Origin of the sequence: Pantoea sp. EKM103V (genome assembly GCF_011800365.1) — a bacterium.
Classification (GTDB): domain Bacteria; phylum Pseudomonadota; class Gammaproteobacteria; order Enterobacterales; family Enterobacteriaceae; genus Pantoea; species Pantoea anthophila.
In genome coordinates, this window is sequence record NZ_JAALFQ010000014.1 from 1 (window position 1) to 26,641 (window position 26,641).

Consider the following 26,641-nt stretch of genomic DNA (forward strand, 5'->3'; position numbering starts at 1 on the left):
GCGAAGAGGCAGGGTCGCGCCAGGGATGGCGCGTCCTGCCGGTCCGTGAGAAATCCGGAAGAAGCGAAGGGACCGCGGAGCGGCGGTGAGGCAGGCCGGAGCCGGGGGTCAAGGGGGCGCGGCGACTGGCGCCCCCTTGTCGGTCGCCTGCAGAGGCGAAACTGAAACTGCCCAACCCGTTGGGCGAACGAAACCTTCTCATAGCCCGCTCGCGCAGCGAAGCCCCCGCTTCAGCGGCTCCGATCAGAACCCCCGATAACTCCGCTGTGCGGTACTCACCTTATACAGATAACGGCGCGACTCCGCCGACGGATGCTGGCTGGTCAGGATCTGATAGACCCTGTTCGGCGGCAGGTCGTTAATCATCGCAAATGCCCGATCTTTATCGCTGGAGAAGACGCGCAGAACGCTGCCTGCACCACCGTTGTAGGCGGTGATCACCGCATAGCGGCGGGACAGCGGATCCTGAATGCCGCCCAGATAGCTGCGCTGCAACAGCGACAGATAGGCGGTGCCCGCATCGATATTGTTCTCCGGGTCCAGCAGATAGCTGCGGCTCGGCTTGCCCCATTTTCCCTTCATGCGGAACACGTCAACACCGGCGGTGTGCTGCACCACCTGCATCAGGCCCAGTGCATCGGAGTGGCTCACGGCGTAGGGGTTAAAGCTCGATTCGGTCTGCATAATCGCCAGAATCAGTGACGCATCCACACCATACTGTTCGGCGGCTTTGCGCACCATCGGCAGGTATTTGTGGGCACGCTTATCCAGGTGGTTCGGCACCATCGGAATTGTAATGGTGTAAATCACATGCAGACCCGACGTGCGGCGCTGCAGTTTGTGCTGGATCAGATAGTCAGCAAAGGCTTCAGCGCGGCCCTGCCAGCGGATCGGCTGCCCGGTGTTATCCAGCACCTGACCATAGAGCAGTGGCTCTTTACTGATCACGATATCGTTGGCATCGGAGTAGAGATCGACATTCCCCGGATCGTCGCCAATCAGCAGGGTGGTCACGATCGCCTGACGCAGGCTGGCCATGGGATCGGTGCCCGAAATCGTCTCGATAGTCAGCTTACCGCTTTCAAAGTTGATGTGGCTGCGGGTGTAATAGTTGTCGCTGTATTTGACGTAATCTTTGGGTCCGGCGATCAGGACCTCATTGATACCCCAGATATTCTCAATATTGTGAGCAAACTGCCCCATCAGAATATCAAAGCCGTTAGTGTCTTTTACCCACTCTTCGTGGAACTGCTGTTTTTTCGACCCGGAACAGGAAACCAAAAGTGGTGCTATCACCAGCAGGGCGATTAATTTTTTATTCATTGGGAATGCAAGCCTGACCTGGATAACCGGCCCCAGCGATGAGGCCCGAAAATTTACGCTTCTGGCGGTGTATAGCCTTCGATGTGAACGTCTTTGCCTTCGAACAGGAAGTTGACCATCTCCTTCTCCAGGACTTTACGATCCTCAGGATTCATCATGTTGAGCTTCTTCTCGTTGATCAACATGGTCTGCTTCGCCATCCACTTCTGCCAGGCTTCTTTCGAAATCTCGTTGTAAATGCGCTTACCCAAATCGCCCGGATAGAGCTGAAAATCCTGTCCTTCCGCGTCGCGCTGTAAAAACGTACAAAAGATGGTGCGGCTCATTCTTCTTCCTCATTAATCTCACAACTGTCCAAAGCCAGTTGTCGGGGATGGCGCAGCTCGTGCAGCAGGCGCTCAACGGGTGCAGCTAATCCCACAGATGGTGGCAGCGCTAAGTTATACCAGAGACCGCCTGCTTCATCCATCGCCGCCCCGACAGAAGGCCATGCCAGCCACATTGGCACAATATCGAGATGGAAATGGCTGAAGGTGTGACGAAAGGCCGTCATCTGCTGCGGTCTGGCGTGGATGCCGCGTGCCGCCAGCCAGTCGTTCAGCGCCGCTTCGGTGGTGAATTGTGGGAAGCAGAACAGCCCTCCCCATAAACCCACCGGGGGACGCTGCTCCAGCCAGACATCATCGCCATCCTGAATCATCAGGAACCAGCCGCTGCGCTCCGGCAGCACCTGTTTAGGCTTCTTACCGGGATAGCTGGCCCAGCTGCTGCTGGCATAGGCTTCACAGCCGCTGTTCAGCGGGCAGATTTCGCACTTCGGTTTCGAGCGCGTGCAGACCAGCGCGCCCAGATCCATCATCGCCTGGTTAAACTGGCTGACACCCGCAGCAGGAGTGACCTCTTCGCTGATCTGCCAGAGCCGCTTCTCGACCTCTTTTTTACCCGGCCAGCCGCTGACGGCATAACAGCGGGCCAGCACGCGCTTGACGTTGCCATCCAGAATCGGGAAGTGCTGTCCCAGTGACAGCGACAGGATCGCCCCGGCCGTCGAGCGGCCTACGCCGGGCAGGGCAGAGACATCATCGAAATTCACAGGGAACTCGCCCTGATGAACATCGACAATCTGTTTTGCCGCCTTGTGCAGGTTACGCGCACGGGCGTAGTAGCCGAGGCCGGTCCAGAGATGCAGAACCTCATCCAGCGGTGCCGCCGCCAGATCGCTGACCGTGGGGAAGCGCGCCATAAAGCGTTCGAAGTAGGGAATAACCGTGGCAACCTGGGTCTGCTGTAACATCACTTCAGACAGCCACACCTTGTAAGGTGTTTTCTCCAGCTGCCAGGGCAGGGTTTTGCGGCCAAAGCGCTGATACCAGTCCAGCACCTGTTGCGCGAACTGCGGCGCTTGCATCATAAGAAGGAAAATTTCCGTGTTTACTCTACACTCAGGCAGGAATTCCAGCACATGCGCACCTGGGTGTAAACCGGAAGATTGCAAAGGCTTGCTTCTGCTTATGAACTTTGCATAATGCCCGTTTCCCGGAACAGGCTAACCAGCAGGCTTTTACATGATTAATGACGTCATCACCCCAGAATTTGATGAGAACGGGCGGCCATTGCGCCGGATCCGCAGCTTTGTGCGCCGCCAGGGTCGCTTAACGAAAGGCCAGCAGCAGGCGCTGGATACCCTGTGGCCGGTCATGGGGGTGGAATATCAGCCGGAGCCGATCGATTTAGTCGCGCTGTTTGGCCGCGAGGCACCGGTGACGCTGGAGATTGGCTTTGGTATGGGCGCGTCGCTGGTCACCATGGCTCAGAACACGCCGCATCAGAACTTCCTGGGTATTGAAGTGCATGCGCCAGGCGTGGGAGCCTGTCTGGCCGCCGCGAAAGAGGCGGATGTACAGAACCTGCGGGTGATGTGTCATGACGCGGTGGAAGTGCTGGAGAAGATGATCCCGGATAACTCGCTGCGCATGGTTCAGCTCTTTTTCCCCGATCCGTGGCACAAAGCGCGTCATAACAAACGCCGTATCGTCCAGGTGCCTTTCGCCGAACTGGTGATGCGTAAACTGAAGCTGGGCGGCGTTTTCCACATGGCGACCGACTGGGAAGCCTACGCGGAGCATATGCTGGAAGTGATGAACAGTATTGATGGTTACCGCAACCAGTCAGAGCAACAGAATTATGTGCCGCGTCCTGAGACGCGTCCACTGACCAAGTTTGAGCAGCGCGGGCAGCGTTTAGGCCACGGCGTATGGGATTTAATGTTTGAGAGGGTGAAATAATGGCCACACAACGCAGCCGCCGTTTACGCAAAAAACTGCACATTGATGAGTTTCAGGAGCTGGGGTTCTCGGTTGCCTGGCGCTTCCCGGAAGGCACCAGCGAAAGTGAAATTGATGAGACGCTCAACCAGTTCATCAACGAAGCGATCGATCCTAACGGTCTGGCTTTTGATGGCAGCGGTTACCTGGTGTGGGAAGGTCTGGTCTGCCTGCAGAAAACCGGCAAATGCACCGAGGAGCATCGCGCTCTGGTCCGCAAATGGCTGGAAGATCACAAGCTGCAGGATGTGCAGATGACGGAACTCTTCGACGTCTGGTGGGACTAAAGGTCAGGTCGGTCAGGCTGCTGGTCTGCCATCCCGGATGGGGCAGAACATCAGGCCGCCGGCCCGGTTTTAAGAAACACGGTGTCGGGCTGAGGCCCGATCGCTGAACGGTTCCGCACCAGATGTTAGGGAGTAGATATGATGCGAAAAGCGCTTCTTGCTGTGCTGCTGGCAGCAGCGACCCAGGCTCAGGCAGCCTATGAATGCAGCGTTAAGCCGCAGGATGATGTGGTGATTAAGCCGCAGAGCGTGCAGGTGGTCGGTGCCAATGGCAATCTTGAGATCTCGCCGCAGGGCGACGTACAGTTCAACGGTCAGAAGGTATCGCTGAGCACAGCGGAACGCCAGAAAGCGATCGATTACCAGAACGCGCTGCGTCGCGATTTGCCGTGGATCGACAGCGGGGCGACCTCCCGTCTGGAGAAAGGACGTGCGGCACTGGATCGGGTGATCGTGGAGAAACTGGGCACCGACAGCAACGTCCGCAATCGCCTGAGCACGCTGAATGGCCAGCTGAAACAGCAGATGAACCGCATCATCGAGCACCGCGACGACGGGCTGACGTTCCACCATCAGGCGATCGATAAAGTGCGCGCGGAAGGGGAGAGGCTGGTTCAGTCGACGCTGGGCGGCGTCATGCAGGATAGCCTGAATGAGATGGGCAGTAAGCAGGGCAGTGGCGGCAGCAATCCGCTGCAGGCGATTATGGGAAATCTTGGCGGTCTGCAGCAGTCGATTCAGGCTGAGTGGAGCAAGCAGGAGCAGGATTTCCAGAACTTCGGTCACGAGGTCTGTAATCGCGTCATTTCGCTGGAAGATCAGCGTAAGCAGCTTACGGGCGCCCTGAAAAAATAGTGTCACGCCTCAGCCTGCCGGGCTGAGGCGCCTTTGTTACTCTTCCGCCAGAAACAGCTCCAGCAGCGAATTCAGAAACAGTTTTCCTTTCTCTGTAATCTGCCACCGATCCGCCGTTTCCGTCACATAACCCGCAGCGATCGCGGCATCCATCTGCGGACGGATCGCCTGCTCTGACAGACCGGTGTAGCGGCTGAACTCGTCGCGCGGTGCCGCTTCCAGCAGGCGAAAGCGGTTCATGAAATATTCAAACGGCTTGTCGCTGTCGGCCACCTCATACTGCTTCTCGCGGTAATTTCCCTGCATGAATCCACGCGGATGACGGGTTTTCACCGTGCGTACAATGCGGCCATCCGGTTGCGTCAGCTTGCCGTGTGCGCCACAGCCGATCCCCAGATAGTCGCCGAAACGCCAGTAGTTAAGGTTGTGCTCACAGCGATAACCCGGCTTCGCGTAGGCGGAGGTTTCATACTGCTGATAACCGGCTTCCCGCAGCAGCTGATCGCCCTGTTCGAAAATATCCCACAGCGCATCATCATCCGGCAGCACCGGCGGACGGGAACCAAACAGGGTGTTGGGTTCGATGGTCAGCTGATACCAGGAGAGGTGCGGCGGATTGAGCGCAATCGCCTGACGCAAATCGTCGAGCGCCTCTTCCAGCGACTGGTCCGGCAGGCCGTGCATCAGGTCGAGGTTGAAGCTGCGCAGCGACAGCGACTGTGCCAGCTGGGCGGCACGGGTCGCCTCGTCAGGCCCGTGAATGCGGCCGAGGCGCTGCAGCTTCTGCGGACTGAAACTCTGAACGCCAATCGAAATACGGTTAATGCCGGCGCGCTGATAGGCGCTGAAGCGATCGGCTTCCACGGTGCCCGGGTTGGCCTCCATGGTCACCTCCGCATCGGGAGCCAGCGTCAGACGCGCCCGCACCCCATCCATCAGCATCTGCATCGCGCTGCTGCTCAGCAGGCTGGGGGTGCCGCCACCAATGAAGATGGTGCGCACTTCGCGGCCATGAATCAGCGGTAGATCGATCTCCAGATCGCGCAGCAGGTGCTGCACGTATTCAACGTGCGGCACCTCATCCTTCAGCGCATGGGAGTTAAAATCGCAGTAGGGACACTTCTGAACGCACCATGGAATATGGATATAGAGACTTAACGGCGGCAGATTAGGCATTACGCATCGCTTCCAGCAGCAGCGTCAATGCTTTACCCCGGTGAGAAACGGCACCTTTTTCCGCTTTGCTCAGTTCAGCGGCCGTTTTACCCAGCGCCGGAACAGAGAAAATCGGGTCATATCCAAAGCCACCGGCACCCGCAGCGGAACGGGTAATTTCCCCCTCCCAGCTGCCGTGGAACACCAGCGGCGTAGGATCGTCCGCATGACGCAGATAGACCAGCACGCAGTGGAACTGCGCCTGACGCTGGCCGTCCGGCACGTTTTCCAGCGCCTGCAGCAGCTTCTCCAGATTCTGCTGATCGCTGGCATCTTCTCCGGCGTAACGCGCCGAATAGATACCAGGCGCGCCACCCAGCACATCCACGGCCAGGCCGGAGTCGTCGGCAATCGCCGGCAGTCCGGTGATCTGCGCCGCGTGACGCGCTTTGAGAATGGCATTCTCGATAAAGGTCAGGCCGGTCTCTTCCGCTGACTCAACCCCCAGGTCACTCTGAGCGACGATATCCAGACCAAAGGCGGAGAGCAGCTCCGCCAGTTCACGCACTTTGCCGGGATTACCGGTGGCGAGCACAACTTTTTGCATAACAGTTCCAGTTTGATTCATTTACAGCAGGTACCAGAGACCCGGGAACAGGTCCATGCCGAGAAAGTTCAGGGCATACAGCACCAGGATGACGATCATCGCGGAGAAATCGATACCGCCCATGGCAGGCAGAATACGGCGAATCGGTGCCATCATCGGTTCGGTCAGCTGCACCAGCAGGTAGTCGACCGGGCCGCGACCCTGGCTGATCCAGCTCATCAGTGAGCGAATGATGATCACCCAGAAGACCAGATAACCGGCCGATTTAATCAGCGACAGCAGGCCGACCAGCAGGTTGGTCGGATCAACCGAGAACACGCCCACCTGAATCAGCAGTAAAATCGGGTATTTCAGCGTGGTCAGGACAAAGGCCAGCAGCAGCGAGGCGGTATCAATCGGCCCCAGTGCCGGAATGATGCGGCGCAGCGGCTTAACAATCGGCTGCGTGACTTTGACGACGAACTGCGCCACGGGATTATAAAAATCGCAGCGTGACCACTGCATCCAGATGCGCAGCAGCAGCACCATGACGTAGAGATCGATCAGCGTTTTTACTAAAAACGTCAGTGTTAACATGAAGTTCCTCTGTTATTGTTGTGAGTTGTGCGCATAATCGCGTGCGCCAAAAATGGCGGTGCCGATGCGCACCATCGTACTGCCTGCGGCGATGGCCGCCTCCATGTCATCGCTCATTCCCAGCGAAAGCGTGTCAATATGCGGATAGTGCTGCTGCAGCTGACGGAATGCTTCCGCCATCTGCTGACACACCGCCAGCTGCTTCGTGTAGTCACTCTCCGCCGCCGGAATCGCCATTAATCCCCGCAGTCGCAGCTGCGGCAGGGCCGCTATCGCCTCTGCCAGCCCGGAAACGGCCTCCAGCATGATGCCAGATTTACTCGTCTCGTCACTGATATTTACCTGAATTAACACATTCAGCGGTGGCAGTGAGGCGGGACGCTGATCGTTGAGCCGCTGGGCAATGCGCAGACGGTCAAGGGTGTGGCACCAGGCAAAATTTTCCGCCACCAGCCGGCTTTTATTGGACTGCAACGGACCGATGAAGTGCCACTCCAGTTCCGGATGTGCGGCCAGCGCCTGAACCTTTTCAACCCCTTCCTGCACGTAATTTTCGCCAAAGGCGATCTGACCCGCGGTAAAGGCTTCTTCGACCGCGCTCGCAGGTTTGGTTTTACTGACGGCAAGCAGGGTAATTTCTTCTGGTGCGCGGCCGCAACGCGCGGCAGCGGCCGCAATGCGCTGCCGGACTTGCTGTAGGTTGTGCTGGATTGAGGTCATAGTCAGGAGACATTATGAATCTGGATGAAATGGTGGCGCTTAGTGTAAAGCATAATGCGGCCGATCTGCACCTTTGCAGCGGACATTTGCCCTACTGGCGGCGGCAGGGGAGGCTGGAGGCGATTCCGCAGCAGAGCCCGCTCTCGGCCGCCTGGATGACGGAGTTTATGGCCCGCTGGCTCAGTGAACCCCAGCGCCAGCAGCTGGCGCGTGACGGGCAGATCGATTTCGCCCTGAGCCTCGCCGACGGTCAGCGTCTGCGCGCCAGTCTGTTTATGCAGCGCAACGGCCTGTCGCTGGCGCTGCGCCTTATCTTTGCGGTCTGCCCCACGCTGGAGAGCCTGCAGCTTCCCGCCGTGGTGCCGACGCTGCTGGAGCAGCAGGATGGATTGATTCTGGTCACCGGGGCGACCGGAAGCGGCAAATCCACCACGCTGGCGGCGCTGGTGGATGCGCTCAATCGCCAGCATGCCCGTCATATCATCACGCTGGAAGATCCCATTGAATTTATCCACCACAGCCAGCAGTCGCTGATACAGCAGCGTGAAATCGGCCTGCACTGTCCCTCTTTCTCACTGGGCATCAGAGCGGCGCTGCGGGAAGATCCCGATGTGATTCTGCTGGGCGAGCTGCGCGACAGTGACACCATCCGTCAGGCGCTGACGGCGGCGGAAACGGGGCATCTGGTGCTGGCAACCCTGCACACCCGCGGCGCGGCGCAGGCGGTGGACAGGCTGGTGGATGTCTTTCCGGCGGAGGAGAAACCGCTGGTGCGAACGCAGCTGGCGGGCAGCCTGAAAGCGGTCATTGCGCAGCGGCTGGTGCCTTCCGTTAGCGGATCGCGCATCGGGCTGTTCGAGATCCTGGTTGCGACACCGGGCATCACTCATCTGATTCGGGAGGGCAAGATGCACCAGATCCCCGCTCTGTTGCAGACCGGCGCACAGGCCGGTATGCAAACCTTTGAGCAGAGCAGGCTGGCGCGTGAGGCTGCCGGACTGATCGCGTCAGGTCAGTAGTGGTTCTCGAACCAGTCTTCCAAAATGATGGCGGCCGACTGTGAATCCACCGACCCTTTACTGAGCGCACGATAACCGCCACGTTCGAAGAGACCCGCACGCGCTTCGACGGTGCTGAGGCGCTCATCCTGTAGCTCGACCCGGATGCCAAACCGACCGTGCAGGCGATTGGCAAATTTTCGCGCCCGGGCCGTTAACGGCTGTTCAGTGCCATCCATATTGAGGGGTAAACCCACCACCACGAAATCGGGCTGCCACTCTTTCAGCAGCTTTTCAATGAGCAGCCAGTCTGGCGTACCATCCTGGGCTTTCAGCGCCGCCAGGGGGCGGGCGCTGCCGGTGAGTTGCTGACCGACGGCGACACCAATGCTTTTGGTGCCGAAGTCGAAACCTAACAGTGTTTGCGTTGACATCAGGCGTGTCCGGCGTCGCTGGCCATGTTGTGAATATCGACGCCGATACTGCGCGCCGCTTCGCGCCAGCGCTCTGCGATAGGCGTCTGGAACAGGATATTGCTGTTGGCTGGGGTCGTGAGCCAGGCATTTTCCATCAGCTCATTTTCCAGCTGATCTTTTTCCCAGGCGCAGTACCCCAGCGCCACCAGCACATTTGTGGGCTGAGAGGCGGTGCCAATCGACTCCAGCACATCACGGGATGTGGTGATGACGGTGTTGTCGGAGACACGAATGCTGGAGGTAAAAGTCCGTTGCGCTGAGTGCAGAATAAAGCCGCGATCTTCCGCCAGCGGGCCACCGGTGAAAATCGGCTTATCCAGCCTGATGGCCGGGTCGCGATCGTCAGCAGAAATTTTCAGCTTCTTCAGAATGCCTTCAACCGTCAGGTTTTCCATGGGTTTATTGATGATCAGTCCCATTGCACCTTCTTCGTTATGTTCGCAGAGATAGACCACGGAACGCTTGAAGAAAGGGTCCTGCAATGAAGGCATGGCAATCAAAAAGTGATGTTGTAAATTCATTCTCACACGATGTACCAAAAAAATAACCGGCACGCGACGGCCGCACCGGTATTGGGTTGATCACGGAGCCTCGCCCCGGCGTCTTGCTCAGCCCAGGCGTTTCTCAATGGCATCCATCAACATGCCGGTGATGGAGATCGGGAACGCAGCCTCAATTTCACGAATGCAGGTCGGGCTGGTCACGTTAACTTCAGTCAGTTTATCACCGATGATGTCGAGACCGACAAAAATCAGTCCTTTTGCTTTCAGCGTCGGGCCAACACGGCGCGCAATTTCCCAGTCGCTTTCGCTCAGTGGACGGGCTTCACCGCGCCCACCAGCGGCGAGATTGCCGCGCGTTTCACCGCCCTGCGGGATACGCGCCAGGCAGTAAGGAACCGGCTCGCCATCCACGACCAGCACACGCTTGTCACCCTCTTTGATAGCCGGGATATAGTTCTGCGCCATGCAGAAGCGGCTTTCGTGCTCGGTCAGGGTTTCCGTGATGACGCCAAAGTTAGGATCGTCCTGTTTCACGCGGAAGATAGAGGCGCCGCCCATGCCATCCAGCGGTTTCATGATGATGTCGCCGTGCTCCTGCCAGAAGGCGCGCAGCTGCTCTTTGCGGCGGGTCACCAGGGTCTCAGGCGTGAACTCCGCAAACCAGGCGGTGTAGAGCTTTTCGTTACAGTCACGCAGGCTCTGCGGTTTGTTCACGATCAGCGTTCCCAGCTCTTCTGCGCGCTCCAGAATGTAGGTCGCATAGATGAACTCGGTGTCGAAAGGGGGATCTTTACGCATCAGGATCACATTCAGGTCAGCCAGCGGGATCTCCTGCTCGCTGCCGAACTGATACCAGCTATCCGCATTCTGCTCAACGCTCAGCAGGCGGGTGCGGGCAGAGGCGACGCCACCGCGCATCGAGAGATCGTGCATCTCCATGTAGTGAATTTCATAACCACGGCGCTGTGCTTCCAGCAACATGGCGAAGCTGGAGTCTTTTTTAATATTGATGGACGAAATAGGGTCCATCACGATGCCAAGCTTAATCATTATTATCTCCTCGGTAAGGCGTTGATCGCCTCGTTCGGTTCGGTCTGCAGTGGGCCGAACAGTCAGGACACTATGCCTGCTCTCTCACCGCCGAAAGTATCGCTTAACCCAGGTCGCCAAACCTCACCTGAAGTGCCGTAATGGCGGTCAGCGCGGTGGTTTCGGTTCGCAGAACCCGTGGGCCAAGCAGGATGTCCGTAAAATCGTGCTGCGCCGTCATCGCAATCTCGTCCGCTGACAGGCCGCCTTCCGGGCCAATCAGCAGCCGGACCCGCTCCACAGGCTGTGGCAGCGTGTTGATACTCTGGCTGGCACGCGGATGCAGGTTGAGCTTCAGACCGCTGTCCGCTTCCGCACACCAGGCTTCCAGCGTCATCGCTTCACGAATTTCCGGCACGCGATTGCGGCCACACTGCTCGCAGGCGGCAATCGCAATTTTCTGCCACTGCTGGATCTTCTTCGCCAGACGTTCAGCATCAAGCTTTACGCCACAGCGCTCGGAAAACAAGGGTGTAATGACGTTCACGCCCAGTTCAATTGATTTCTGGATAGTGAATTCCATTTTTTCACCGCGCGACATCACCTGACCTAAATGCAGATGCAGAGGTGACTCGCGATCGTCCGGCTGGCTCTCTGTGACCGATACTTTTACACGCTTTTTATCAACATGCGTGATCTCTGCTGCAAAAGTCAGATTAGTGCCATCAAAGAGTTCCAGACGCTGGCCTGCCGTCATCCGGAGGACCCGGCCCACATGGTTGGATGCATCTTCATCCAGAGTAATTTCACTGCCGATGTTCAGAGGCGCGGCGTGATAGATGCGAGGTATGCGCATAAGGTTCCTGAGACCGGACGCCGCGCTGCAGCGGCGTCATGGGAAAAGAGCTAGTGTAGGGCAGGGATTTTAGCGCTGGCAAGCCTGCTGCACATAAGGATTGTGATTGCCCTGCACCCTGGCAATCCGCTGGTCGCGTTCGCACTCCCACGGCGTGACAGGATAGAGCTTATCCCAGGCGGTAAACAGCTGCGTCTGCTGGCGCGAAATGCGCAGATGGTACTGGTCGCGCATATAGAAATAGGTGCGGGCAATCGCGCCCCGCGCCCGCGCAGGCGGCTCCGCCTGCTTCAGTTTAAAGTCGATCTTCATCTCACACTGACCATACTGCTTCTCGCTGCCGTTCCACTGACTGTAGGCGAAGTTGCCGCGGTCGCCATTCACTTCACCCACCGCAGGCTGCAGGTTGTGCAGATCGGTTTCGATGCGGCGATAGTCGGGGTCTTTGTTGCAGTTTTTGCGGCCACCGTCCTGCCAGCACTGGCGCTGATGTCCAAACTCCCACGCAGGCATCACATGTTCCCACTCAATGCGTGCGGCGCGATTCGCATTTTTGCGCACCTGATAGCCACAGCTGTTGAGATCAGGAATGCCCTTTTTTCCCTGCCACGTAATTTTACAGCCACAGTAAAAGGAGCCCGGTGCATCGGCATTAATCGCCGCAGCAAAGGTTTTGGCCTGCTGAAAGTTATTCTGATGATAGTTATTCAGGTTGATAGCGTCAGCGGCAGGGGCAAACAGCAACGCCACCGCCAGACTTAAAATGCGAGACATATTCCAGCTTCTGTTCAGTACAAAAAAGGGCGGCAGGTTAACAGAATGTCCAATAGGGCGGAATGGGGATTAGTCTCAGGCTGGCACAAACTCGCCCGCGGTCAGCAGGCTTCCGCAGTGCACGCAGCGATACTCACTCTCTTTGCGCACCACCCGATTGTGGCGCCGCACCGTAAGCTGGTGCTGCTGGCACTGACAGCGATAGGCAAAGGTCTTGCTGCGCACGGAAGCGATCTCAAACTGATGGGTGCGCCGCGCCGGCACGCCCAGCACCTGCTCCATCATCCACTTCCACTCTTTGCCGTGCGGCGCAACGCGACCAAACTGTTTCCAGACCAGCAGATGCGCCAGCTCATGCGGCACCACTTCATCAATAAACGCCTGCTGATTTTCCAGCAGCAGCACCGGATTAATGCGGATTTCCCAGGCGGCCAGCCAGGCCGTGCCCGCCGCCGTGCCGCGCTGCTGGTAGAGCAGGGCAGGTTCCGGGTAGTCCGTTTTCAGGGCCTGATTGGCACGCGCAAGCGACTGGCGCAGCGAGCGCATCACCGCCTGCTGCAGGGCAATAGGGAGACGAGGTGTTTTCATGGCGTTCAGGATAATCATCGCTGCCCGGGAACTCAACATGACCCGTGAAAATGGCAGCAGCGTGGCTATAATCTGCCGCCCCGTTTCCGGCACGGCAGGCGGCGGCCACAGGGTGGTCAGACGCGGCGCGGCAGCGGCGGAAATTTCCGGATTCAATATGGTTATCGGCGTTTTTAGAATATCCTATTGATAAGGTTCACTGCAGCGTGAACCGATGAGATGCGACAGGCACAGTGTACGGACAACGCAATGAAAAATAATAACATCAGGAAGCAGCGCATTGTGCTGGTGACCGATTTGATGGCAGGTCGCGGCGGTATGGAGAATGTGACCGGTCAGCTGATTACCGCGCTGAATGCAGAGGCCGGAACGGAAGCGGGGCTGTTTATTATCAACAGCGGCGAAGAGAGCCACTCCCGTGCCTGGACCGCCAACGCTGTTTTAGCCGAGAGCGTCTGCACGCTGCGCAACAAAAAGATAAAAAATCTGATTCATACGCTGCGAATGGCCGCCTTTTTTCGCCGCTATCAGCCCGATCATGTCCTGACCCTGAATACGATTCCCTGCCTGATGACGCGCCGCGCCATCAGCCTCTCCGGCCGTAAAATCATGCTGTCGAGCTGGATGCATCTGCCCCCGCGTGAACGTTACCGTCCCCACTATCTGCTGCGGGCCGATCACCATTTCGCCATCAGCCAGCAGATTAAACAGCAGCTGGTGGATCTGGGTGCCCGCGATACAGACGTTGATGTGATCTATAACCCGGTAAAGCGCACTGAGGTGGTCATTGGCCGCCCGCAGGGGCTGAAGTTTCTCTATATCGGTCGCATCCACTTCCAGCGACAGAAACAGCTGAAAGATCTGTTTGATGCCCTGCAGCAGGTCAGCGTCCCCTGGACGCTGGAGATGGTGGGAGATGGCGAGGATCTGGCGCAGTGCCAGCACTACGCGGCGCAGCTTGGGATTGCGGATCGCATCACCTGGCATGGCTGGCAGGAGAACGCCTGGGAGTATGTCCTCCACCAGATCAGACAGGTCAGCTGTCTGCTCATGACCTCCAACTTTGAGGGGTTCCCGCTGATCCTGCTGGAGGCGATGTCGCGCGGCGTCTACTGCGTCTCATCAGACTGCATCAGCGGTCCGGCGGAAATTATTCAGAACGGTCACAATGGTCAGCTCTACCCTGTCAATGACAGCATGGCGCTGGCCGCTATTCTCAACGCCATGAGCGGGGATTTCCGTTTCCCTGACCATCAGGTTATTAAAGCGAGCATCACCGGTTTTTATGAGGAAAATTATATGAAGCACCTGATGACCGTGCTTAATCGCCTTACTGAGGTTAAGCATGACGAATAAAACCGAACGCAATGGATTAACGTTACTGGTTAATTTCTCCGTGATTGCGCTCTGCCTGGCACTCTCACTGAATATGTTTGTTACCGGTCTGCCGCAAAAAATATTCTACTTCGTCTCCTATCTCTCCGTTGCCTCCATACTCTATGGCCTGGTGCGCAGACGGATCGACTTCAGGGGAGAGGGTTTTTATCTCGCGCTGTTCGCTGTTCTGATTATCTTTGCCCTGATCCGTCTGTTCTGGGCCCTTCACGTTAAGGGGATTGAGACCGCCCCCTCAACCGATGCGATAACCAATATCGGCAACTATCTGCTGGGCGCGAAGCGGCTGTTGCTGGGCGCGTTTATTCTCCTCAGCCTGGCTATTTATGGCGATCGGGTTTCCCTGACCACGCTGCGTATCGGGAAAGTGCTCATTCTGATCGGACTACTGATTACGCTGGGCTTCGGTATTCATGAGCATCTCTACACCGCGAACATCCGCATCAAACTCACGACTGAAGCGGCGTCGATGTCCTCCTACATGATTCTGTTTATCTACTGCGCCTGGCTATGGCTGAGTCGTTTTGAGACGCATCGCTACTGGAAGGTTGCCGATGTGGTGGTGCTGGCTGTCACCTTCGCACTGCTCTACCTGTGTGCAACCCGCGTGACCCTGATTGCGCTGATCGCCACAGGCCTGCTGTTTGTGGTGCAGAGTTACCGGTTGTCGCTGCTCACTAACTGGCGCGTCGGCACGCTGGCGGTAGGCGTCGTGGCGCTGCTGATCCTGATGACCAGTAACCGCTGGGTGGAAGGGGTGCAGGATATTGAGAACTTTGGCTCCAACAGCTCGACCTCGCTGGGTGCGCGCGTGGCGATCTGGGGCGGAGCGATGAATTTTATTGAGCATCACGGCGGCTTCGCAACGCCGGATGCGCGCACCACGGAAGCGCGCCAGTTCATCATCAAACACTATCCGCTCAATGTGGAAGGCTACACCAACGTCAAATACAACATGCACAACGAGTTTCTCGAAGTGACGACGTTACAGGGATGGCTGGGGACGCTGTCGCTGGCGCTGCTCTATCTGACGACGCTGGCGGGCTGGCTGAAGAAGTGCGATCTGCGCGGGGCGGCGCTGCCGATGCTGGCGCTGTTTATCACCGGGCTGACCGATTCGGTGCTGCCCTATAACCAGACTGCCACCATCTTTATCATGGCGCTGGCGCTCTGCTGCCTGCCGCGGCCCCGGCCGGACGTGCGGTTCACCCCGGTATGATAAGGGGCTGAACCAATAAAAAGGGCGGGGTTTCCAGAGAAACCCCGCCCTTTTTTTAGTGCTTAACGGTTAGTCGCGTGCACCGATGTCGCGTAGTTTTTTACCGGCCATCAGGTTACGTTCGATGTGTTCCAGCGAGACGTTTTTGGTTTCCGGAATCAGCATCAGCGTCAGCAGAATGAAGAACAGGTTAAGCAGCGCGTAGACCCAGAAGGTGTTGGCGTTGCCCAGGGTATTCAGCATCGTCAGGAAGGTCGCACCCACGATCATGTTGGCGATCCAGTTGGTGGTGGTCGAGACGGTGATACCGAAATCGCGGCCTTTCAGCGGCTGAATTTCAGAACAGAGTACCCAGATCAGCGGACCGGCTGACATCGCGAAGCCAACGATGAACATCAGCAGCATGCCTACCGCGAAGTACTGTGCGCCCGGCGAAGTAATGCCAAAGTGCAGCATCGTTCCCAGCACGCCCATACCGGCAGCCATCACCATAAAGCCCAGAATCAGGGTCGGTTTACGGCCCCAGCGATCTACCAGGCCAATGGCAATAAAGGTCGCCAGCACGTTGACCAGACCGACGATGACCGTACCCCACATCTGCTGCGTGGTGTTGGCGAAGCCGGCAATTTCAAAGATTTTAGGTGCGTAGTACATGATGACGTTCATACCGGTAAACTGCTGCATAACCTGCAACAGAATGCCGAGGTAGACGGCACGACGGAAGTGGCTGCTGCTGGTGAACAGACCCCAGCCAGACTGCTTGATCTTCAGGCTTTCACGAATCTCATCCAGCTCACGTTTTGCCTGCTCACTGGTGTCGCGCAGACGGTCCAGTACGCGTTGCGCATCGCGGAAGTTGCCACGTGCCGCCAGCCAGCGTGGGCTGTTTGGCAGGAAGAAGACACCGATCAGCAGCAGCAGGGCAGGGATGGTGATGACGCCCAGCATCCAGCGCCAGTTGCCGGTAAAGCTGAAGGCGGTATCAGACAGGTAAGCACCCAGAATCCCGATGGTGATCATCAGCTGATAGAGCGAAATCATACTGCCGCGAATTTTTTCTGGAGCGATTTCAGAAAGATAAAGCGGGGCGGTATAAGAGGCGACACCGACTGCCAGACCCAGCAATACGCGGGCACTGATCAGCATTTCCGGGTTTGGCGCCATCGCCGACCAGAGAGAACCGATAACGAACAGAATCGCACCGGCCATCAGGCTCTTTTTACGGCCCAGGCGGGAGGACATCCAGCCGCTGCCGATAGCCCCCACCGCAGCACCAAACATCATGGAACTGACGATCCACTCCTGCTGATGAGCGGTAACGTTGAAGTCCTTTGCGATAAACGGCAGGGCACCGGCAATCACGCCGATATCCAGACCGAACAGCAGACCCGCAAGGGCTGCCAGAAAGCAGACAAATAAGGTCATCGCCTTATTTGAAGTTCTGCTTTTGTGTGTATTGCCAGGCATTTTAGCCTCCAGGTTTATCCATCATTGTTTTTATCAATGTTAAAAAACCTTTTACGGGAAAAAAGTGAGTCTGATCACATCAGTGTAATCGCTTACACACGCTGAAACCCTGAAATTCAGCATATTTTACCCGTAAAGATTAATTAACCAGTGAGGTATAGCACTCATTAAGTTTCTGACAATGCTCTATTTATTGGCTATCAGACGACGCTGAAAATAACGCATTTTGAACAGAATAACCACGTGCGTTAAATCTTAAATGTCAGATAAACAAAGCATTTCAATTTGTAATCGTTAACATTTTGTTGTCAGAAAAAGCGCAATGAAGTGTAGCTGAGATTAGGAAACCTGCTGAGGGGCGGCGGGAAGGTCGGGCAGAAGCGTTTTATCCGATCAGAAGGGGGCAGGCCGGGAGTGCAAAACAGAGCGCAATCTGCCCGTGCTGCACGAAGGCAAAGCCACTGAAAAGGCAATAAAAAACCCTGCCGGCGTGGCAGGGTTTCATGATCAGCCGGAAAACTTACAGGCCAGCCGCTTCACGCAGCAAGGCGGCTTTATCGGTTTTTTCCCATGGGAAATGTTCGCGACCAAAGTGACCGTAAGCGGCGGTCTCTTTGTAGATAGGGTGCAGCAGATCCAGCATCTGAATCAGACCATATGGACGCAGGTCGAAGAATTCACGCACCAGCAGCGTCAGCTGTTCGGTCGCAATTTTCTCGGTGCCAAAGGTTTCCACCATGATGGAGGTCGGTTCAGCAACGCCAATCGCATAAGAGACCTGAATTTCACAACGGTCAGCCAGACCGGCTGCGACGATGTTTTTCGCCACATAACGCGCTGCATAGGCCGCAGAGCGGTCAACTTTTGACGGATCTTTACCGGAAAACGCACCGCCACCGTGACGCGCCATGCCGCCGTAGGTGTCGACGATGATTTTACGACCGGTCAGACCGCAATCGCCCATCGGGCCGCCGATCACAAAGCGGCCGGTCGGGTTGATGTGATATTTGGTTGAGGCATTCAGCCACTCGGCAGGCAGAACCGGCTTGATGATCTCTTCCATCACCGCTTCCTGCAGATCTTTCTGGCTGATGGACTCCGCGTGCTGCGTTGACAGCACGACCGCATCGATGCCGACAATTTTGCCATCGTCATACTGGAAAGTGACCTGGCTCTTGGCATCCGGACGCAGCCACGGCAGGGCGCCGTTTTTACGCACTTCTGCCTGACGCTGAACCAGACGGTGCGCATAGGTCACCGGTGCAGGCATCAGAACGTCGGTTTCGTTGGTCGCATAACCGAACATCAGGCCCTGGTCGCCCGCGCCCTGTTCCAGCGGATCGGTGCGGTCAACCCCCTGATTGATATCCTGAGACTGTTTGCCAATCGCGCTCAATACGGCGCAGGAGTTGGCATCAAAGCCCATATCGGAATGAACATAGCCGATTTCGCGAACGGTGTTACGGGTGATCTCTTCGATATCGACCCAGGCGCTGGTGGTGATTTCACCACCAACCAGTACCATACCGGTTTTAACGTAGGTTTCGCAGGCCACACGCGCTTTTGGATCCTGTTCCAGGATCGCATCCAGCACGGCATCGGAAATCTGGTCGGCGATTTTATCGGGATGTCCTTCTGATACGGACTCGGACGTAAAAAGGTGTTTAGCCATTCTGTTCTTTACCTTAAATATGGTTTGAATTCGACTGCATAGCGCCAGTGAGGTTATCTGACCTGACGCCCCTTCAGGCAAAGCCGCGAGCAGTGAGGTTGTGTCAGCACAGCAGGCCAACACCGCCTGGATATTAACCTGTTTAGATGGAAAACCATCTGGACGGCTATTTTAGGATAGAGGATAAACCAATTACCAGCCCTTTTTCTGTTTCGGCATTTTACCTGTCAGCTTTATCGGCATAATTTGCTGACACTCCACGGAATTACCCGATAATCTTTTTGCTTTTTAGCGCCGTAAACGGTATAAAACGCCGCTGCTTCGCTAGCCGCAGCAAGGATGACGCCACTGTGTGCGTCGCGCCCGTCAGACACCGGTCTGGCTTTCACCCTGGTTGTTCTCCATGTGCCCCTGGCATATGCGGAGGTGATACAAGTAATGAACCACGCTTTTTCTTCTCCCGGTTCTCTGCGCTCTGGCGCAACACTGGCGCGCTCCTGCCTCCCCTCTGTTTCTCTTTCCAGCCGACAATATCTGCGATGCGGTAATTTTACCGACACGAGCGCTGGCTAATCTTTACCTCTGTTCTCAGGGCTTTGTCTCCTCTCTGCGTCCCCGCAGTGGAACGAGACCGGTTATCTATGGTCAATAAAGATCGGGTAAATGTTCTCTGTTTAAACGGATCTGGCCAGGGTGTTTTACACTTAACTCATATGCGTGAAGCGCGCTGACGGCAACGTCAGGTGAACAGGACATGACGTTTAATGGGGTATCTGCGTTTCAGATTAGCGGCCATAAAGCCGGTTAACAGTTTCATCTTTCAACGGAAAATTGAGGTTCGCGATGTCTGACGACATGAAGAATATCAAAGGTTCGTCAGCTGGCGAACAGGGTGCACTCCGCTCCATGCAGGAGGTTGCAATGAACGATCAGGACGCGAGCAAAATGTTGCGGACGTACAACATCGCCTGGTGGGGCAACAACTATTACGACGTCAACGAACTGGGCCACATCAGTGTCTGCCCGGATCCGGATCGCCCGGATGTGCGCGTCGATTTAGCCCGGCTGGTGAAAGAGCGTGAAGCACAGGGCCAGCGTCTGCCCGCGCTGTTCTGTTTCCCGCAGATTCTGCAACATCGTCTGCGCTCTATTAACGGCGCGTTCAAACGTGCGCGTGAATCCTACGGCTATACCGGTGACTACTTCCTGGTTTACCCGATTAAAGTCAACCAGCATAAACGCGTCATTGAATCCCTGACCCAGTGCGGTGAACCGCTGGGCCTGGAGGCTGGCTCGAAAGCGGAGCTGATGGCGGTGCTGGCACATGCGGGTCAGACCCGCACGGTGATCGTCTGTAACGGCTATAAAGACCGGGAATATATTCGTCTGGCGCTGATTGGCGAGAAGATGGGCCACAAGGTCTATCTGGTGCTGGAAAAAATGACCGAAGTGCGGCTGGTGCTGGAAGAGGCGGAGCGTCTGAACGTGGTGCCGCGTCTCGGTATCCGTGCTCGCCTGGCGTCACAGGGCTCCGGCAAGTGGCAGTCGAGCGGCGGCGAAAAGTCGAAGTTTGGCCTGTCAGCGACGCAGGTGCTGAAGCTGGTTGAGATTATGCGCGAAGCGGGCCGCATCGACAGCCTGCAGCTGCTGCATTTCCATCTCGGTTCACAGATGTCCAATATCCGCGATATCGCCACCGGTGTGCGTGAGTCGGCGCGTTTCTATGTCGAACTGGCGAAGCTGGGCGTAAACATCAAATGTTTCGACGTCGGCGGCGGTCTGGGTGTCGATTATGAAGGCACGCGCTCGCAGTCTGACTGTTCGGTCAACTATGGCCTCAATGAGTACGCTAACAACGTGATCTGGGGCATCGGGGCCGCCTGTGATGAGCACGGCCTGGAGCATCCGACGGTGATCACCGAGTCCGGTCGCGCCGTGACCGCACACCATACGGTGCTGGTTTCTAACATCATCGGTGTGGAGCGCAACGAGTTCAGCGAACCTGAAACGCCGGATGCCGATGCGCCGCGCCCGATTCTCAGCATGTGGGAAACCTGGCAGGAGATGCACGAGCCAGATACCCGCCGTTCGCTGCGTGAGTGGCTGCACGACAGCCAGATGGACCTGTTCGATATCCACACCGGCTACTCCTCCGGCACTTACGATCTTAAGCAGCGTTCATGGGCTGAGCAGCTCTATCTGAGCATCTGTCACTATATTCAGCAGCATCTCGATCCGAGCAACCGTGCGCATCGTCCGATCATTGACGAACTGCAGGAGCGAATGGCGGATAAGATCTACGTTAACTTTTCGCTGTTCCAGTCGATGCCGGATGCATGGGGTATCGATCAGCTCTTCCCGGTTCTGCCGCTGGAAGGGCTGAATAAGAAGCCGGAACGCCGCGCTGTGCTGCTCGACATCACCTGTGACTCTGACGGTACCATCGACCACTATGTGGATGGTGACGGTATCGCCACCACCATGCCGATGCCGGAATATGACCTGGATAACCCGCCGATGCTGGGCTTCTTCATGGTCGGGGCCTATCAGGAAATTCTGGGCAACATGCACAACCTGTTCGGTGACACCGAGGCGGTGGATGTTTACGCGCGCGAAAATGGCGAAGTGGAAGTTCAGCTGTCGGATGAGGGTGACACCGTGGCAGACATGCTGCGCTATGTGCAGCTTGATCCTAACCAGCTGATGTCGCTGTTCCGCAATCAGGTGCAGGCGTCCGATCTCGACGAAGAGCTTCGTGCCCAGTTCCTGGAAGAGTTTGAGAGCGGCCTCTACGGATATACCTATTTAGAAGATGAGTAATCGCATCGTTCAGCCCGTAATCGTATATTGCAGTTGCCGCTGACTATGCTGATAATCTGACTCACTCAATCCCTTCCTCGTCGGGCCTAACGACGCGGAGGGGATTTTTTTTATCTCAACCTTAATGGCTTGCGGGCCTGGCCCGACTTACGCATAGAGAGAGTAATTATGTATAACACGCTTGGCAATCAGTACGACAACTCCCTGGTCTCTAACGCCTTCGGCTTCATGCGCTTTCCGCTGAACTTCCAGCCTTATGACAGCGACGCGGAGTGGGTGATTACCGGTGTACCGTTTGATGCTGCCACCTCTGGTCGTCCGGGCAGCCGCCTGGGGCCGGGCGCCATCCGCCAGATCTCCACCAACCTGGCCTGGGAAGGCTGCCGCTGGCCGTGGGATTTCGATCTGCGTCAGCGTCTGAACGTTGTCGACTGCGGCGATCTGGTTTACGCCTTCGGTGACTCACAGGATCTCTCCGATAAATTACAGGCTCACGCCGAAAAACTGCTGGCCAGTGGCAAGCGCATGATGACTTTTGGCGGCGACCACTACGTGACGCTGCCGCTGCTGCGCGCGCATGCGAAACATTTCGGCAAGATGGCGCTGGTGCACTTTGATGCCCACACCGACACCTACTCCAACGGCCCGACCTTTGACCACGGCACCATGTTCTTTACCGCGCCGAAAGAGGGGCTGATCGATCCTCAGCACTCGGTGCAGATCGGTATCCGTACCGAATTTGACCGGAGCCTGGGCTTCAACGTGCTGGATGCGGCGCAGGTCAATGACCGCAGCGTTGACGATATCCTCGCTGAAGTAAAACGCACCGTCGGCGATCTGCCGGTCTATCTCACCTTCGATATCGACTGTCTGGACCCGGCTCATGCACCTGGCACCGGCACGCCGGTCATTGGCGGCCTGACCACCGATAAAGCCACCAAACTGATCCGTGGCCTGCAGGGCATGAACATCGTGGGTATGGATCTGGTGGAAGTGGCACCGGGCTATGACCATGCGGATTTAACCGCGCTGGCCGCGGCGACGCTGGCGCTGGATATGCTGCATGTTCAGGCGGCCAACAAGGGCTGATTTGCCGCACCCCTCTGATAAGTCTGCCGGGATAATCCGGCAGGCTTTGCTGCCGTCTCCCGCCATTCCCCCTCTGCGTTTTCCCCACGAATACCCTGTCTGACCGGCTGCTGGCTTCGGCCATGCGGTTCAGGCGCAACTGCACATCAGCAACTAAACTTAGTGACATCAATTTTCGACGTGGAGGCAATCATGGGCTTTCTTGATGAACTGGCGGGCTCACTGCAGGGCAGTCAGAGTGACGGGCATCTGCCCGGCCAGCTGCAGGCAGTGTGGCACTGGGTACAGGAGCAGGGCGGCATTGAAGTGCTGCTGCAAAAATTTCAGCAGGGCGGGCTGGGTGAAGTCTTTAGCTCGTGGATTGGCACCGGCAGCAATCAGCCGGTCGCGCACAGCGATATCCACTCGGCGTTTGGTCAGGCGGAACTGCAGTCACTGGCGGATAAGCTGGGAACCGACGTTAAGGGCGCAGCAGGCACGCTGGCGGTGATTCTGCCGCAGCTGATCGACAGGATGTCACCGCAGGGGCGCATGGATGAGGCGTCACTGCATGAGAATAAACTCGATTTAGGCTCAATGGTGGATCAGATATTTAAGCGCTGAATCAGCCAGAATCGAAAGGTATCAGGCGCATCGCCCTGAAGGATGATGCGCCTGATTGTCTCTTATTTCGCGTCGGCAGCAATGCGATCGCGGATATGCTGAGCGCGCGCTTCTGAAGCCGGATGGGAGTCAAACATTGAACTCTGACGGCCCTGTTCCAGCTTCGCCAGTTTCTCAAAGCTGGTGACCAGCCCCATCGGGTTAATGTTGCGCTTCTTCATCAGGTCATAGGAGTAGTCATCCGCCTGTGACTCCTGCGACTGGGAGAACTGCGCGTTGACCAGTTTCTCACCCAGTTCGCCCAGCTGCGACTGCGACAGCGAACCAATCACCCCGCCAACCGACGCGGCAGCCGTGCGGGCCGCAGTGGTGGCATACGCCAGCTGCATCGCTTTACGGGTGTGGCCCAGCGCAACGTGACCCATCTCATGGCCCAGTACCCCTTCGACTTCATTGTCGGTCATCATATCCATCAGTCCGCTATAGACACGGATACAGCCGTTTGCCATCGCCCAGGCGTTGACATCTTTCGTCTGGTAAACCTTGTAGTTAGCCGGGACGCCATTGATGTTGTCGCCCAGCGCGGCGGCAATCTTGTTCAGACGCTGCTGATATTCGCTGTCAGCCGGCGCGATCTGATTCTCTTTGTCCATCTGCTCACAGGACTTATCGCTCAGCTGCTTAACCTGATCGTCGCTCAGCGTGTAAGCCTGATAGGCCTGAGCGCCTGACTGCATCAGCGCGTTATTGTCCAGCCCCTGACAGCCGCTCAGCAGCGTCGCCAGTCCAAGCGCTAATACCGTTTTCTGGATTTTCATGCTCTATCCCATTCATAACAAGGTAAGAAAAACAAACACCTGAAACCGTGCCAGGTGAATAAACGTTTTGGTTATAGCCTGCCAGTCTGCACTTTGCTAGCAGAGTTGGCCGGAAAAGCCATACGAAGCGGTGACATTTAGCGTTTTACAGCATGTACTTTTGCCCCGATTTTCATGTACATTGATGGGCAACTTTTTCCTTGTTTTGCCCGGTAACTCATTAATAACAATAAGTTAAGGCGCGAAGCATTAATCCGACCTGGAGTAGAAAATGCCCTCTCGTAAAGAGCTTGCCAACGCCATTCGTGCGTTAAGTATGGATGCAGTACAGAAAGCGAAATCGGGACATCCGGGTGCCCCAATGGGTATGGCGGACATCGCTGAAGTACTCTGGCGCGGTTACCTGAACCACAACCCGACCAACCCGCAGTGGGCTGACCGCGACCGTTTCGTGCTTTCCAACGGTCACGGCTCCATGCTGATCTATAGCCTGCTGCACCTCACCGGCTACGATCTGCCGATGAGCGAACTGGAAAACTTCCGCCAGCTGCACTCAAAAACTCCAGGTCACCCGGAATATGGCTACACCGCCGGCGTTGAAACCACCACCGGTCCGCTGGGGCAGGGCATCGCTAATGCGGTCGGTTTTGCTATCGCTGAGCGCACCCTGGCCGCGCAGTTCAACCGTCCGGGTCATGACATCGTAGACCACAATACCTATGTCTTCATGGGCGATGGCTGCATGATGGAAGGCATCTCGCACGAAGTCTGCTCACTGGCGGGTACGCTGAAGCTGGGCAAACTGGTGGCCTTCTATGATGACAACGGTATCTCTATCGACGGTCACATTGATGGCTGGTTCACCGATGACACCGCTAAGCGCTTTGAAGCTTACGGCTGGCACGTTGTGCGTGGCGTTGATGGTCACGATGCGGATGCGATTGCTAAAGCGATCGACGAAGCGAAGAGCGTCAGCGACAAGCCATCACTGCTGATGTGCAAAACCGTCATCGGCTTCGGTTCGCCGAACAAAGCGGGCACCCATGATTCACACGGCGCACCGCTGGGTGATGACGAAGTGGCGCTGACCCGTAAACAGCTGGGCTGGAACCACGCACCGTTCGTTATCCCGTCAGAGATCTACGCTGAGTGGGACGCGAAAGAAGCGGGTCAGGCGAAAGAGTCCGCCTGGGATGAGAAATTCGCGGCTTACGCGCAAGCTCACCCGGAACTGGCCGCTGAGTTTAAGCGTCGCATCAGCAATGAGCTGCCTGCTAACTGGCAGGAAGAGTCTCAGAAATTTGTTGAGCAGCTGCAGGCGAACCCGGCGAAGATCGCCAGCCGTAAAGCCTCACAGAATGCGATTGAAGCCTTCGGTAAAATTCTGCCGGAATACCTGGGCGGTTCAGCTGACCTGGCGCCGAGCAACCTGACTGTCTGGTCGGGCTCTAAGCCGATCAATGAAGATGCGGCAGGTAACTACATCCATTACGGCGTGCGTGAATTCGGTATGACCGCTATCGCTAATGGCCTGGCGCTGCACGGCGGCTTCCTGCCTTACACGGCCACCTTCCTGATGTTCGTTGAGTATGCGCGTAACGCTGCGCGTATGGCGGCACTGATGAAGATCCGTCAGATCATGGTCTACACCCACGACTCTATCGGTCTGGGCGAAGATGGCCCGACGCACCAGCCAGTTGAACAGATGGCCAGCCTGCGCACCACGCCAAACATGAGCCTGTGGCGTCCGTGTGACCAGGTTGAATCTGCCGTGGCGTGGAAATACGCGATTGAACGTCAGGATGGCCCGACGGCACTGATCTTCTCCCGTCAGAACCTCGCGCAGCAGTCGCGTGACGCTGAGCAGCTGGCTAACGTGGCGCGCGGCGGTTATGTGCTGAAAGATTGCGACGGCACGCCTGAGCTGATCCTGATCGCCACCGGTTCAGAAGTTGAACTGGCTGTCGGTGCGTGGGACAAACTCACCAGCGAAGGTCGTAAGGTGCGTGTCGTCTCTATGCCTTCAACGGATGCCTTCGACAAGCAGAGCGATGCGTATCGCGAAGCCGTTCTGCCAAAAGCGGTCAGCGCACGCGTGGCTATCGAAGCGGGCATCGCAGATTACTGGTTCAAATACACCGGTCTGAATGGGGCCATCGTCGGCATGACCAGCTTCGGCGAATCAGCGCCTGCGGATCAGCTGTTTGAACTGTTTGGCTTTACCGTCGACAACGTTGTGGCGAAAGCCAAAGCGCTGCTGGCGTAAAAAACCGGTCAGGCGGGCCTGAACCCGCCTGGCGCTAAACGCAGAGGGACGACTCTTTCGTCCCTCTCGCTCTTTTATTCCTGCAGTAATAACCTGTTTTCGCCTCAATTTGTGACGCAGATCTAAATATAAGCAGTCAGATTGATCACAGTCATTCCCGTTATTCCTTCCTTCTATTATTGTAGCTGAACCGTTTCAGTCGTCAGGCAACTTGCCCTGGT

Annotated in this window: 26 protein-coding genes; 10 read left to right on the forward strand and 16 right to left on the reverse strand. The window is 56.7% G+C overall.

Annotation, left to right across the window (positions count from 1 at the left end; genetic code table 11):
- Positions 1-243: 243 nt before the first annotated feature.
- Genes mltC through mutY form a run of 3 tightly spaced genes read right to left on the reverse strand, consistent with a single transcriptional unit; the run spans position 244 to position 2,734 of the window.
- The gene (gene mltC, locus HFD97_RS19865) at positions 244-1,323 is read right to left on the reverse strand and encodes a membrane-bound lytic murein transglycosylase MltC (RefSeq protein ID WP_009087159.1); all 1,080 of its coding nucleotides are present in this window, start codon (positions 1,321-1,323) and stop codon (positions 244-246) included.
- Between the two features lie 53 nt (positions 1,324-1,376).
- Positions 1,377-1,649 carry an oxidative damage protection protein gene (locus HFD97_RS19870; protein WP_009087157.1) on the reverse strand — a complete coding sequence of 91 codons (273 nt, stop codon included), beginning with the start codon at positions 1,647-1,649 and terminating at the stop codon, positions 1,377-1,379.
- A complete protein-coding gene (gene mutY / locus HFD97_RS19875) occupies positions 1,646-2,734 on the reverse strand; it encodes an A/G-specific adenine glycosylase (RefSeq protein WP_009087156.1) in 1,089 nt (362 codons plus the stop codon). The genes HFD97_RS19870 and mutY overlap by 4 nt, the downstream gene beginning before the upstream one ends.
- A gap of 154 nt (positions 2,735-2,888) precedes the next feature.
- Between mutY and trmB the strand changes: the two genes are divergently transcribed.
- The 3 genes from trmB to HFD97_RS19890 all read left to right on the forward strand — a co-directional run bounded on the left by trmB (position 2,889) and on the right by HFD97_RS19890 (position 4,789).
- A complete protein-coding gene (gene trmB / locus HFD97_RS19880) occupies positions 2,889-3,608 on the forward strand; it encodes a tRNA (guanosine(46)-N7)-methyltransferase TrmB (protein WP_046102515.1) in 720 nt (239 codons plus the stop codon).
- Positions 3,608-3,934 (forward strand): YggL family protein, encoded by a 327-nt coding sequence (locus tag HFD97_RS19885; RefSeq protein WP_009087152.1) that lies wholly within the window; start codon positions 3,608-3,610, stop codon positions 3,932-3,934. Before trmB ends, HFD97_RS19885 begins: the two co-directional genes overlap by 1 nt.
- Positions 3,935-4,072: 138 nt before the next feature.
- The gene (locus HFD97_RS19890) at positions 4,073-4,789 is read left to right on the forward strand and encodes a DUF2884 domain-containing protein (protein WP_009087151.1); all 717 of its coding nucleotides are present in this window, start codon (positions 4,073-4,075) and stop codon (positions 4,787-4,789) included.
- A gap of 36 nt (positions 4,790-4,825) precedes the next feature.
- Here the strand turns inward: HFD97_RS19890 and hemW are convergent, their stop codons facing one another.
- The 4 genes from hemW to HFD97_RS19910 are packed head-to-tail and all read right to left on the reverse strand — an operon-like array spanning position 4,826 to position 7,847.
- Positions 4,826-5,965: a radical SAM family heme chaperone HemW gene (gene hemW, locus HFD97_RS19895; protein ID WP_167432450.1), complete on the reverse strand. Its 1,140-nt coding sequence runs from the start codon at positions 5,963-5,965 to the stop codon at positions 4,826-4,828.
- Positions 5,958-6,551 carry an XTP/dITP diphosphatase gene (locus tag HFD97_RS19900; RefSeq protein WP_167432449.1) on the reverse strand — a complete coding sequence of 198 codons (594 nt, stop codon included), beginning with the start codon at positions 6,549-6,551 and terminating at the stop codon, positions 5,958-5,960. The genes hemW and HFD97_RS19900 overlap by 8 nt, the downstream gene beginning before the upstream one ends.
- A gap of 21 nt (positions 6,552-6,572) precedes the next feature.
- A complete protein-coding gene (locus HFD97_RS19905) occupies positions 6,573-7,127 on the reverse strand; it encodes a YggT family protein (RefSeq protein WP_009087146.1) in 555 nt (184 codons plus the stop codon).
- A 12-nt stretch (positions 7,128-7,139) separates the two neighbouring features.
- Positions 7,140-7,847 carry a YggS family pyridoxal phosphate-dependent enzyme gene (locus HFD97_RS19910; protein ID WP_009087144.1) on the reverse strand — a complete coding sequence of 236 codons (708 nt, stop codon included), beginning with the start codon at positions 7,845-7,847 and terminating at the stop codon, positions 7,140-7,142.
- 14 nt (positions 7,848-7,861) lie between these two features.
- Here HFD97_RS19910 and HFD97_RS19915 point away from each other — a divergent pair, with 14 nt between their 5' ends.
- Positions 7,862-8,866 (forward strand): type IV pilus twitching motility protein PilT, encoded by a 1,005-nt coding sequence (locus tag HFD97_RS19915; protein WP_167432448.1) that lies wholly within the window; start codon positions 7,862-7,864, stop codon positions 8,864-8,866.
- Here the strand turns inward: HFD97_RS19915 and ruvX are convergent.
- The 6 genes from ruvX to HFD97_RS19945 form a co-directional block, all read right to left on the reverse strand.
- The gene (gene ruvX / locus HFD97_RS19920) at positions 8,860-9,279 is read right to left on the reverse strand and encodes a Holliday junction resolvase RuvX (protein ID WP_167432447.1); all 420 of its coding nucleotides are present in this window, start codon (positions 9,277-9,279) and stop codon (positions 8,860-8,862) included. The genes HFD97_RS19915 and ruvX overlap by 7 nt on opposite strands.
- On the reverse strand, positions 9,279-9,842 hold the full coding sequence (locus tag HFD97_RS19925; RefSeq protein ID WP_167432446.1) for a YqgE/AlgH family protein: 564 nt from the start codon (positions 9,840-9,842) through the stop codon (positions 9,279-9,281). Before HFD97_RS19925 ends, ruvX begins: the two co-directional genes overlap by 1 nt.
- An 87-nt stretch (positions 9,843-9,929) precedes the next feature.
- Positions 9,930-10,874: a glutathione synthase gene (gene gshB, locus HFD97_RS19930; RefSeq protein WP_046102511.1), complete on the reverse strand. Its 945-nt coding sequence runs from the start codon at positions 10,872-10,874 to the stop codon at positions 9,930-9,932.
- Positions 10,875-10,977: 103 nt separating this feature from the next.
- Positions 10,978-11,709 carry a 16S rRNA (uracil(1498)-N(3))-methyltransferase gene (gene rsmE / locus HFD97_RS19935; RefSeq protein WP_009087137.1) on the reverse strand — a complete coding sequence of 244 codons (732 nt, stop codon included), beginning with the start codon at positions 11,707-11,709 and terminating at the stop codon, positions 10,978-10,980.
- A gap of 69 nt (positions 11,710-11,778) precedes the next feature.
- Positions 11,779-12,483: a deoxyribonuclease I gene (gene endA / locus HFD97_RS19940; protein WP_009087136.1), complete on the reverse strand. Its 705-nt coding sequence runs from the start codon at positions 12,481-12,483 to the stop codon at positions 11,779-11,781.
- Between the two features lie 75 nt (positions 12,484-12,558).
- A complete protein-coding gene (locus HFD97_RS19945) occupies positions 12,559-13,071 on the reverse strand; it encodes a SprT family zinc-dependent metalloprotease (RefSeq protein ID WP_009087135.1) in 513 nt (170 codons plus the stop codon).
- A gap of 249 nt (positions 13,072-13,320) precedes the next feature.
- On the opposite strand from HFD97_RS19945, the gene HFD97_RS19950 reads away from it, so the two are divergent.
- Both HFD97_RS19950 and HFD97_RS19955 read left to right on the forward strand, forming a co-directional pair.
- Positions 13,321-14,427, forward strand: coding sequence for a glycosyltransferase (locus HFD97_RS19950; protein WP_185155366.1), 1,107 nt, complete (start codon positions 13,321-13,323; stop codon positions 14,425-14,427).
- On the forward strand, positions 14,417-15,685 hold the full coding sequence (locus HFD97_RS19955) for an O-antigen ligase (RefSeq protein WP_167432444.1): 1,269 nt from the start codon (positions 14,417-14,419) through the stop codon (positions 15,683-15,685). Before HFD97_RS19950 ends, HFD97_RS19955 begins: the two co-directional genes overlap by 11 nt.
- A 69-nt stretch (positions 15,686-15,754) precedes the next feature.
- Here the strand turns inward: HFD97_RS19955 and HFD97_RS19960 are convergent, their stop codons facing one another.
- On the reverse strand, positions 15,755-17,152 hold the full coding sequence (locus HFD97_RS19960) for a sugar porter family MFS transporter (RefSeq protein ID WP_009087132.1): 1,398 nt from the start codon (positions 17,150-17,152) through the stop codon (positions 15,755-15,757).
- Between the two features lie 520 nt (positions 17,153-17,672).
- On the reverse strand, positions 17,673-18,824 hold the full coding sequence (gene metK / locus HFD97_RS19965; protein ID WP_009087131.1) for a methionine adenosyltransferase: 1,152 nt from the start codon (positions 18,822-18,824) through the stop codon (positions 17,673-17,675).
- A gap of 843 nt (positions 18,825-19,667) precedes the next feature.
- Here metK and speA point away from each other — a divergent pair.
- From speA to HFD97_RS19980, 3 genes are all read left to right on the forward strand, one after another.
- Positions 19,668-21,644, forward strand: coding sequence for a biosynthetic arginine decarboxylase (speA, locus tag HFD97_RS19970; RefSeq protein ID WP_009087130.1), 1,977 nt, complete (start codon positions 19,668-19,670; stop codon positions 21,642-21,644).
- A gap of 168 nt (positions 21,645-21,812) precedes the next feature.
- Positions 21,813-22,733 (forward strand): agmatinase, encoded by a 921-nt coding sequence (gene speB / locus HFD97_RS19975; protein WP_009087129.1) that lies wholly within the window; start codon positions 21,813-21,815, stop codon positions 22,731-22,733.
- A gap of 192 nt (positions 22,734-22,925) precedes the next feature.
- Complete coding sequence (locus HFD97_RS19980) at positions 22,926-23,336, forward strand: YidB family protein (protein WP_009087128.1); 411 nt, start codon at positions 22,926-22,928, stop codon at positions 23,334-23,336.
- 62 nt (positions 23,337-23,398) lie between these two features.
- On the opposite strand, the gene HFD97_RS19985 is transcribed toward HFD97_RS19980, so the two are convergent.
- Positions 23,399-24,154 (reverse strand): M48 family metallopeptidase, encoded by a 756-nt coding sequence (locus HFD97_RS19985; protein ID WP_046102507.1) that lies wholly within the window; start codon positions 24,152-24,154, stop codon positions 23,399-23,401.
- A 271-nt stretch (positions 24,155-24,425) separates the two neighbouring features.
- On the opposite strand from HFD97_RS19985, the gene tkt reads away from it, so the two are divergent.
- A complete protein-coding gene (tkt, locus tag HFD97_RS19990; RefSeq protein WP_046102506.1) occupies positions 24,426-26,420 on the forward strand; it encodes a transketolase in 1,995 nt (664 codons plus the stop codon).
- Positions 26,421-26,641: the final 221 nt, after the last annotated feature.

What these genes read in the sequence shown, in the direction of transcription:
- hemW (WP_167432450.1), bottom strand. Translation starts at nt 5,965, where the DNA reads ATGCCTAATCTGCCGCCGTTAAGTCTCTATATCCATATTCCATGGTGC.
- HFD97_RS19945 (WP_009087135.1), bottom strand. Translation starts at nt 13,071, where the DNA reads ATGAAAACACCTCGTCTCCCTATTGCCCTGCAGCAGGCGGTGATGCGC.
- HFD97_RS19900 (WP_167432449.1), bottom strand. Translation starts at nt 6,551, where the DNA reads ATGCAAAAAGTTGTGCTCGCCACCGGTAATCCCGGCAAAGTGCGTGAA.
- HFD97_RS19885 (WP_009087152.1), top strand. Translation starts at nt 3,608, where the DNA reads ATGGCCACACAACGCAGCCGCCGTTTACGCAAAAAACTGCACATTGAT.
- speB (WP_009087129.1), top strand. Translation starts at nt 21,813, where the DNA reads ATGTATAACACGCTTGGCAATCAGTACGACAACTCCCTGGTCTCTAAC.
- gshB (WP_046102511.1), bottom strand. Translation starts at nt 10,874, where the DNA reads ATGATTAAGCTTGGCATCGTGATGGACCCTATTTCGTCCATCAATATT.
- HFD97_RS19870 (WP_009087157.1), bottom strand. Translation starts at nt 1,649, where the DNA reads ATGAGCCGCACCATCTTTTGTACGTTTTTACAGCGCGACGCGGAAGGA.
- mutY (WP_009087156.1), bottom strand. Translation starts at nt 2,734, where the DNA reads ATGATGCAAGCGCCGCAGTTCGCGCAACAGGTGCTGGACTGGTATCAG.
- HFD97_RS19980 (WP_009087128.1), top strand. Translation starts at nt 22,926, where the DNA reads ATGGGCTTTCTTGATGAACTGGCGGGCTCACTGCAGGGCAGTCAGAGT.
- rsmE (WP_009087137.1), bottom strand. Translation starts at nt 11,709, where the DNA reads ATGCGCATACCTCGCATCTATCACGCCGCGCCTCTGAACATCGGCAGT.
- HFD97_RS19985 (WP_046102507.1), bottom strand. Translation starts at nt 24,154, where the DNA reads ATGAAAATCCAGAAAACGGTATTAGCGCTTGGACTGGCGACGCTGCTG.
- HFD97_RS19915 (WP_167432448.1), top strand. Translation starts at nt 7,862, where the DNA reads ATGAATCTGGATGAAATGGTGGCGCTTAGTGTAAAGCATAATGCGGCC.
- tkt (WP_046102506.1), top strand. Translation starts at nt 24,426, where the DNA reads ATGCCCTCTCGTAAAGAGCTTGCCAACGCCATTCGTGCGTTAAGTATG.
- trmB (WP_046102515.1), top strand. Translation starts at nt 2,889, where the DNA reads ATGATTAATGACGTCATCACCCCAGAATTTGATGAGAACGGGCGGCCA.
- HFD97_RS19950 (WP_185155366.1), top strand. Translation starts at nt 13,321, where the DNA reads ATGAAAAATAATAACATCAGGAAGCAGCGCATTGTGCTGGTGACCGAT.
- ruvX (WP_167432447.1), bottom strand. Translation starts at nt 9,279, where the DNA reads ATGTCAACGCAAACACTGTTAGGTTTCGACTTCGGCACCAAAAGCATT.
- HFD97_RS19905 (WP_009087146.1), bottom strand. Translation starts at nt 7,127, where the DNA reads ATGTTAACACTGACGTTTTTAGTAAAAACGCTGATCGATCTCTACGTC.
- metK (WP_009087131.1), bottom strand. Translation starts at nt 18,824, where the DNA reads ATGGCTAAACACCTTTTTACGTCCGAGTCCGTATCAGAAGGACATCCC.
- HFD97_RS19955 (WP_167432444.1), top strand. Translation starts at nt 14,417, where the DNA reads ATGACGAATAAAACCGAACGCAATGGATTAACGTTACTGGTTAATTTC.
- endA (WP_009087136.1), bottom strand. Translation starts at nt 12,483, where the DNA reads ATGTCTCGCATTTTAAGTCTGGCGGTGGCGTTGCTGTTTGCCCCTGCC.
- HFD97_RS19960 (WP_009087132.1), bottom strand. Translation starts at nt 17,152, where the DNA reads ATGCCTGGCAATACACACAAAAGCAGAACTTCAAATAAGGCGATGACC.
- HFD97_RS19910 (WP_009087144.1), bottom strand. Translation starts at nt 7,847, where the DNA reads ATGACCTCAATCCAGCACAACCTACAGCAAGTCCGGCAGCGCATTGCG.
- HFD97_RS19890 (WP_009087151.1), top strand. Translation starts at nt 4,073, where the DNA reads ATGATGCGAAAAGCGCTTCTTGCTGTGCTGCTGGCAGCAGCGACCCAG.
- HFD97_RS19925 (WP_167432446.1), bottom strand. Translation starts at nt 9,842, where the DNA reads ATGAATTTACAACATCACTTTTTGATTGCCATGCCTTCATTGCAGGAC.
- speA (WP_009087130.1), top strand. Translation starts at nt 19,668, where the DNA reads ATGTCTGACGACATGAAGAATATCAAAGGTTCGTCAGCTGGCGAACAG.
- mltC (WP_009087159.1), bottom strand. Translation starts at nt 1,323, where the DNA reads ATGAATAAAAAATTAATCGCCCTGCTGGTGATAGCACCACTTTTGGTT.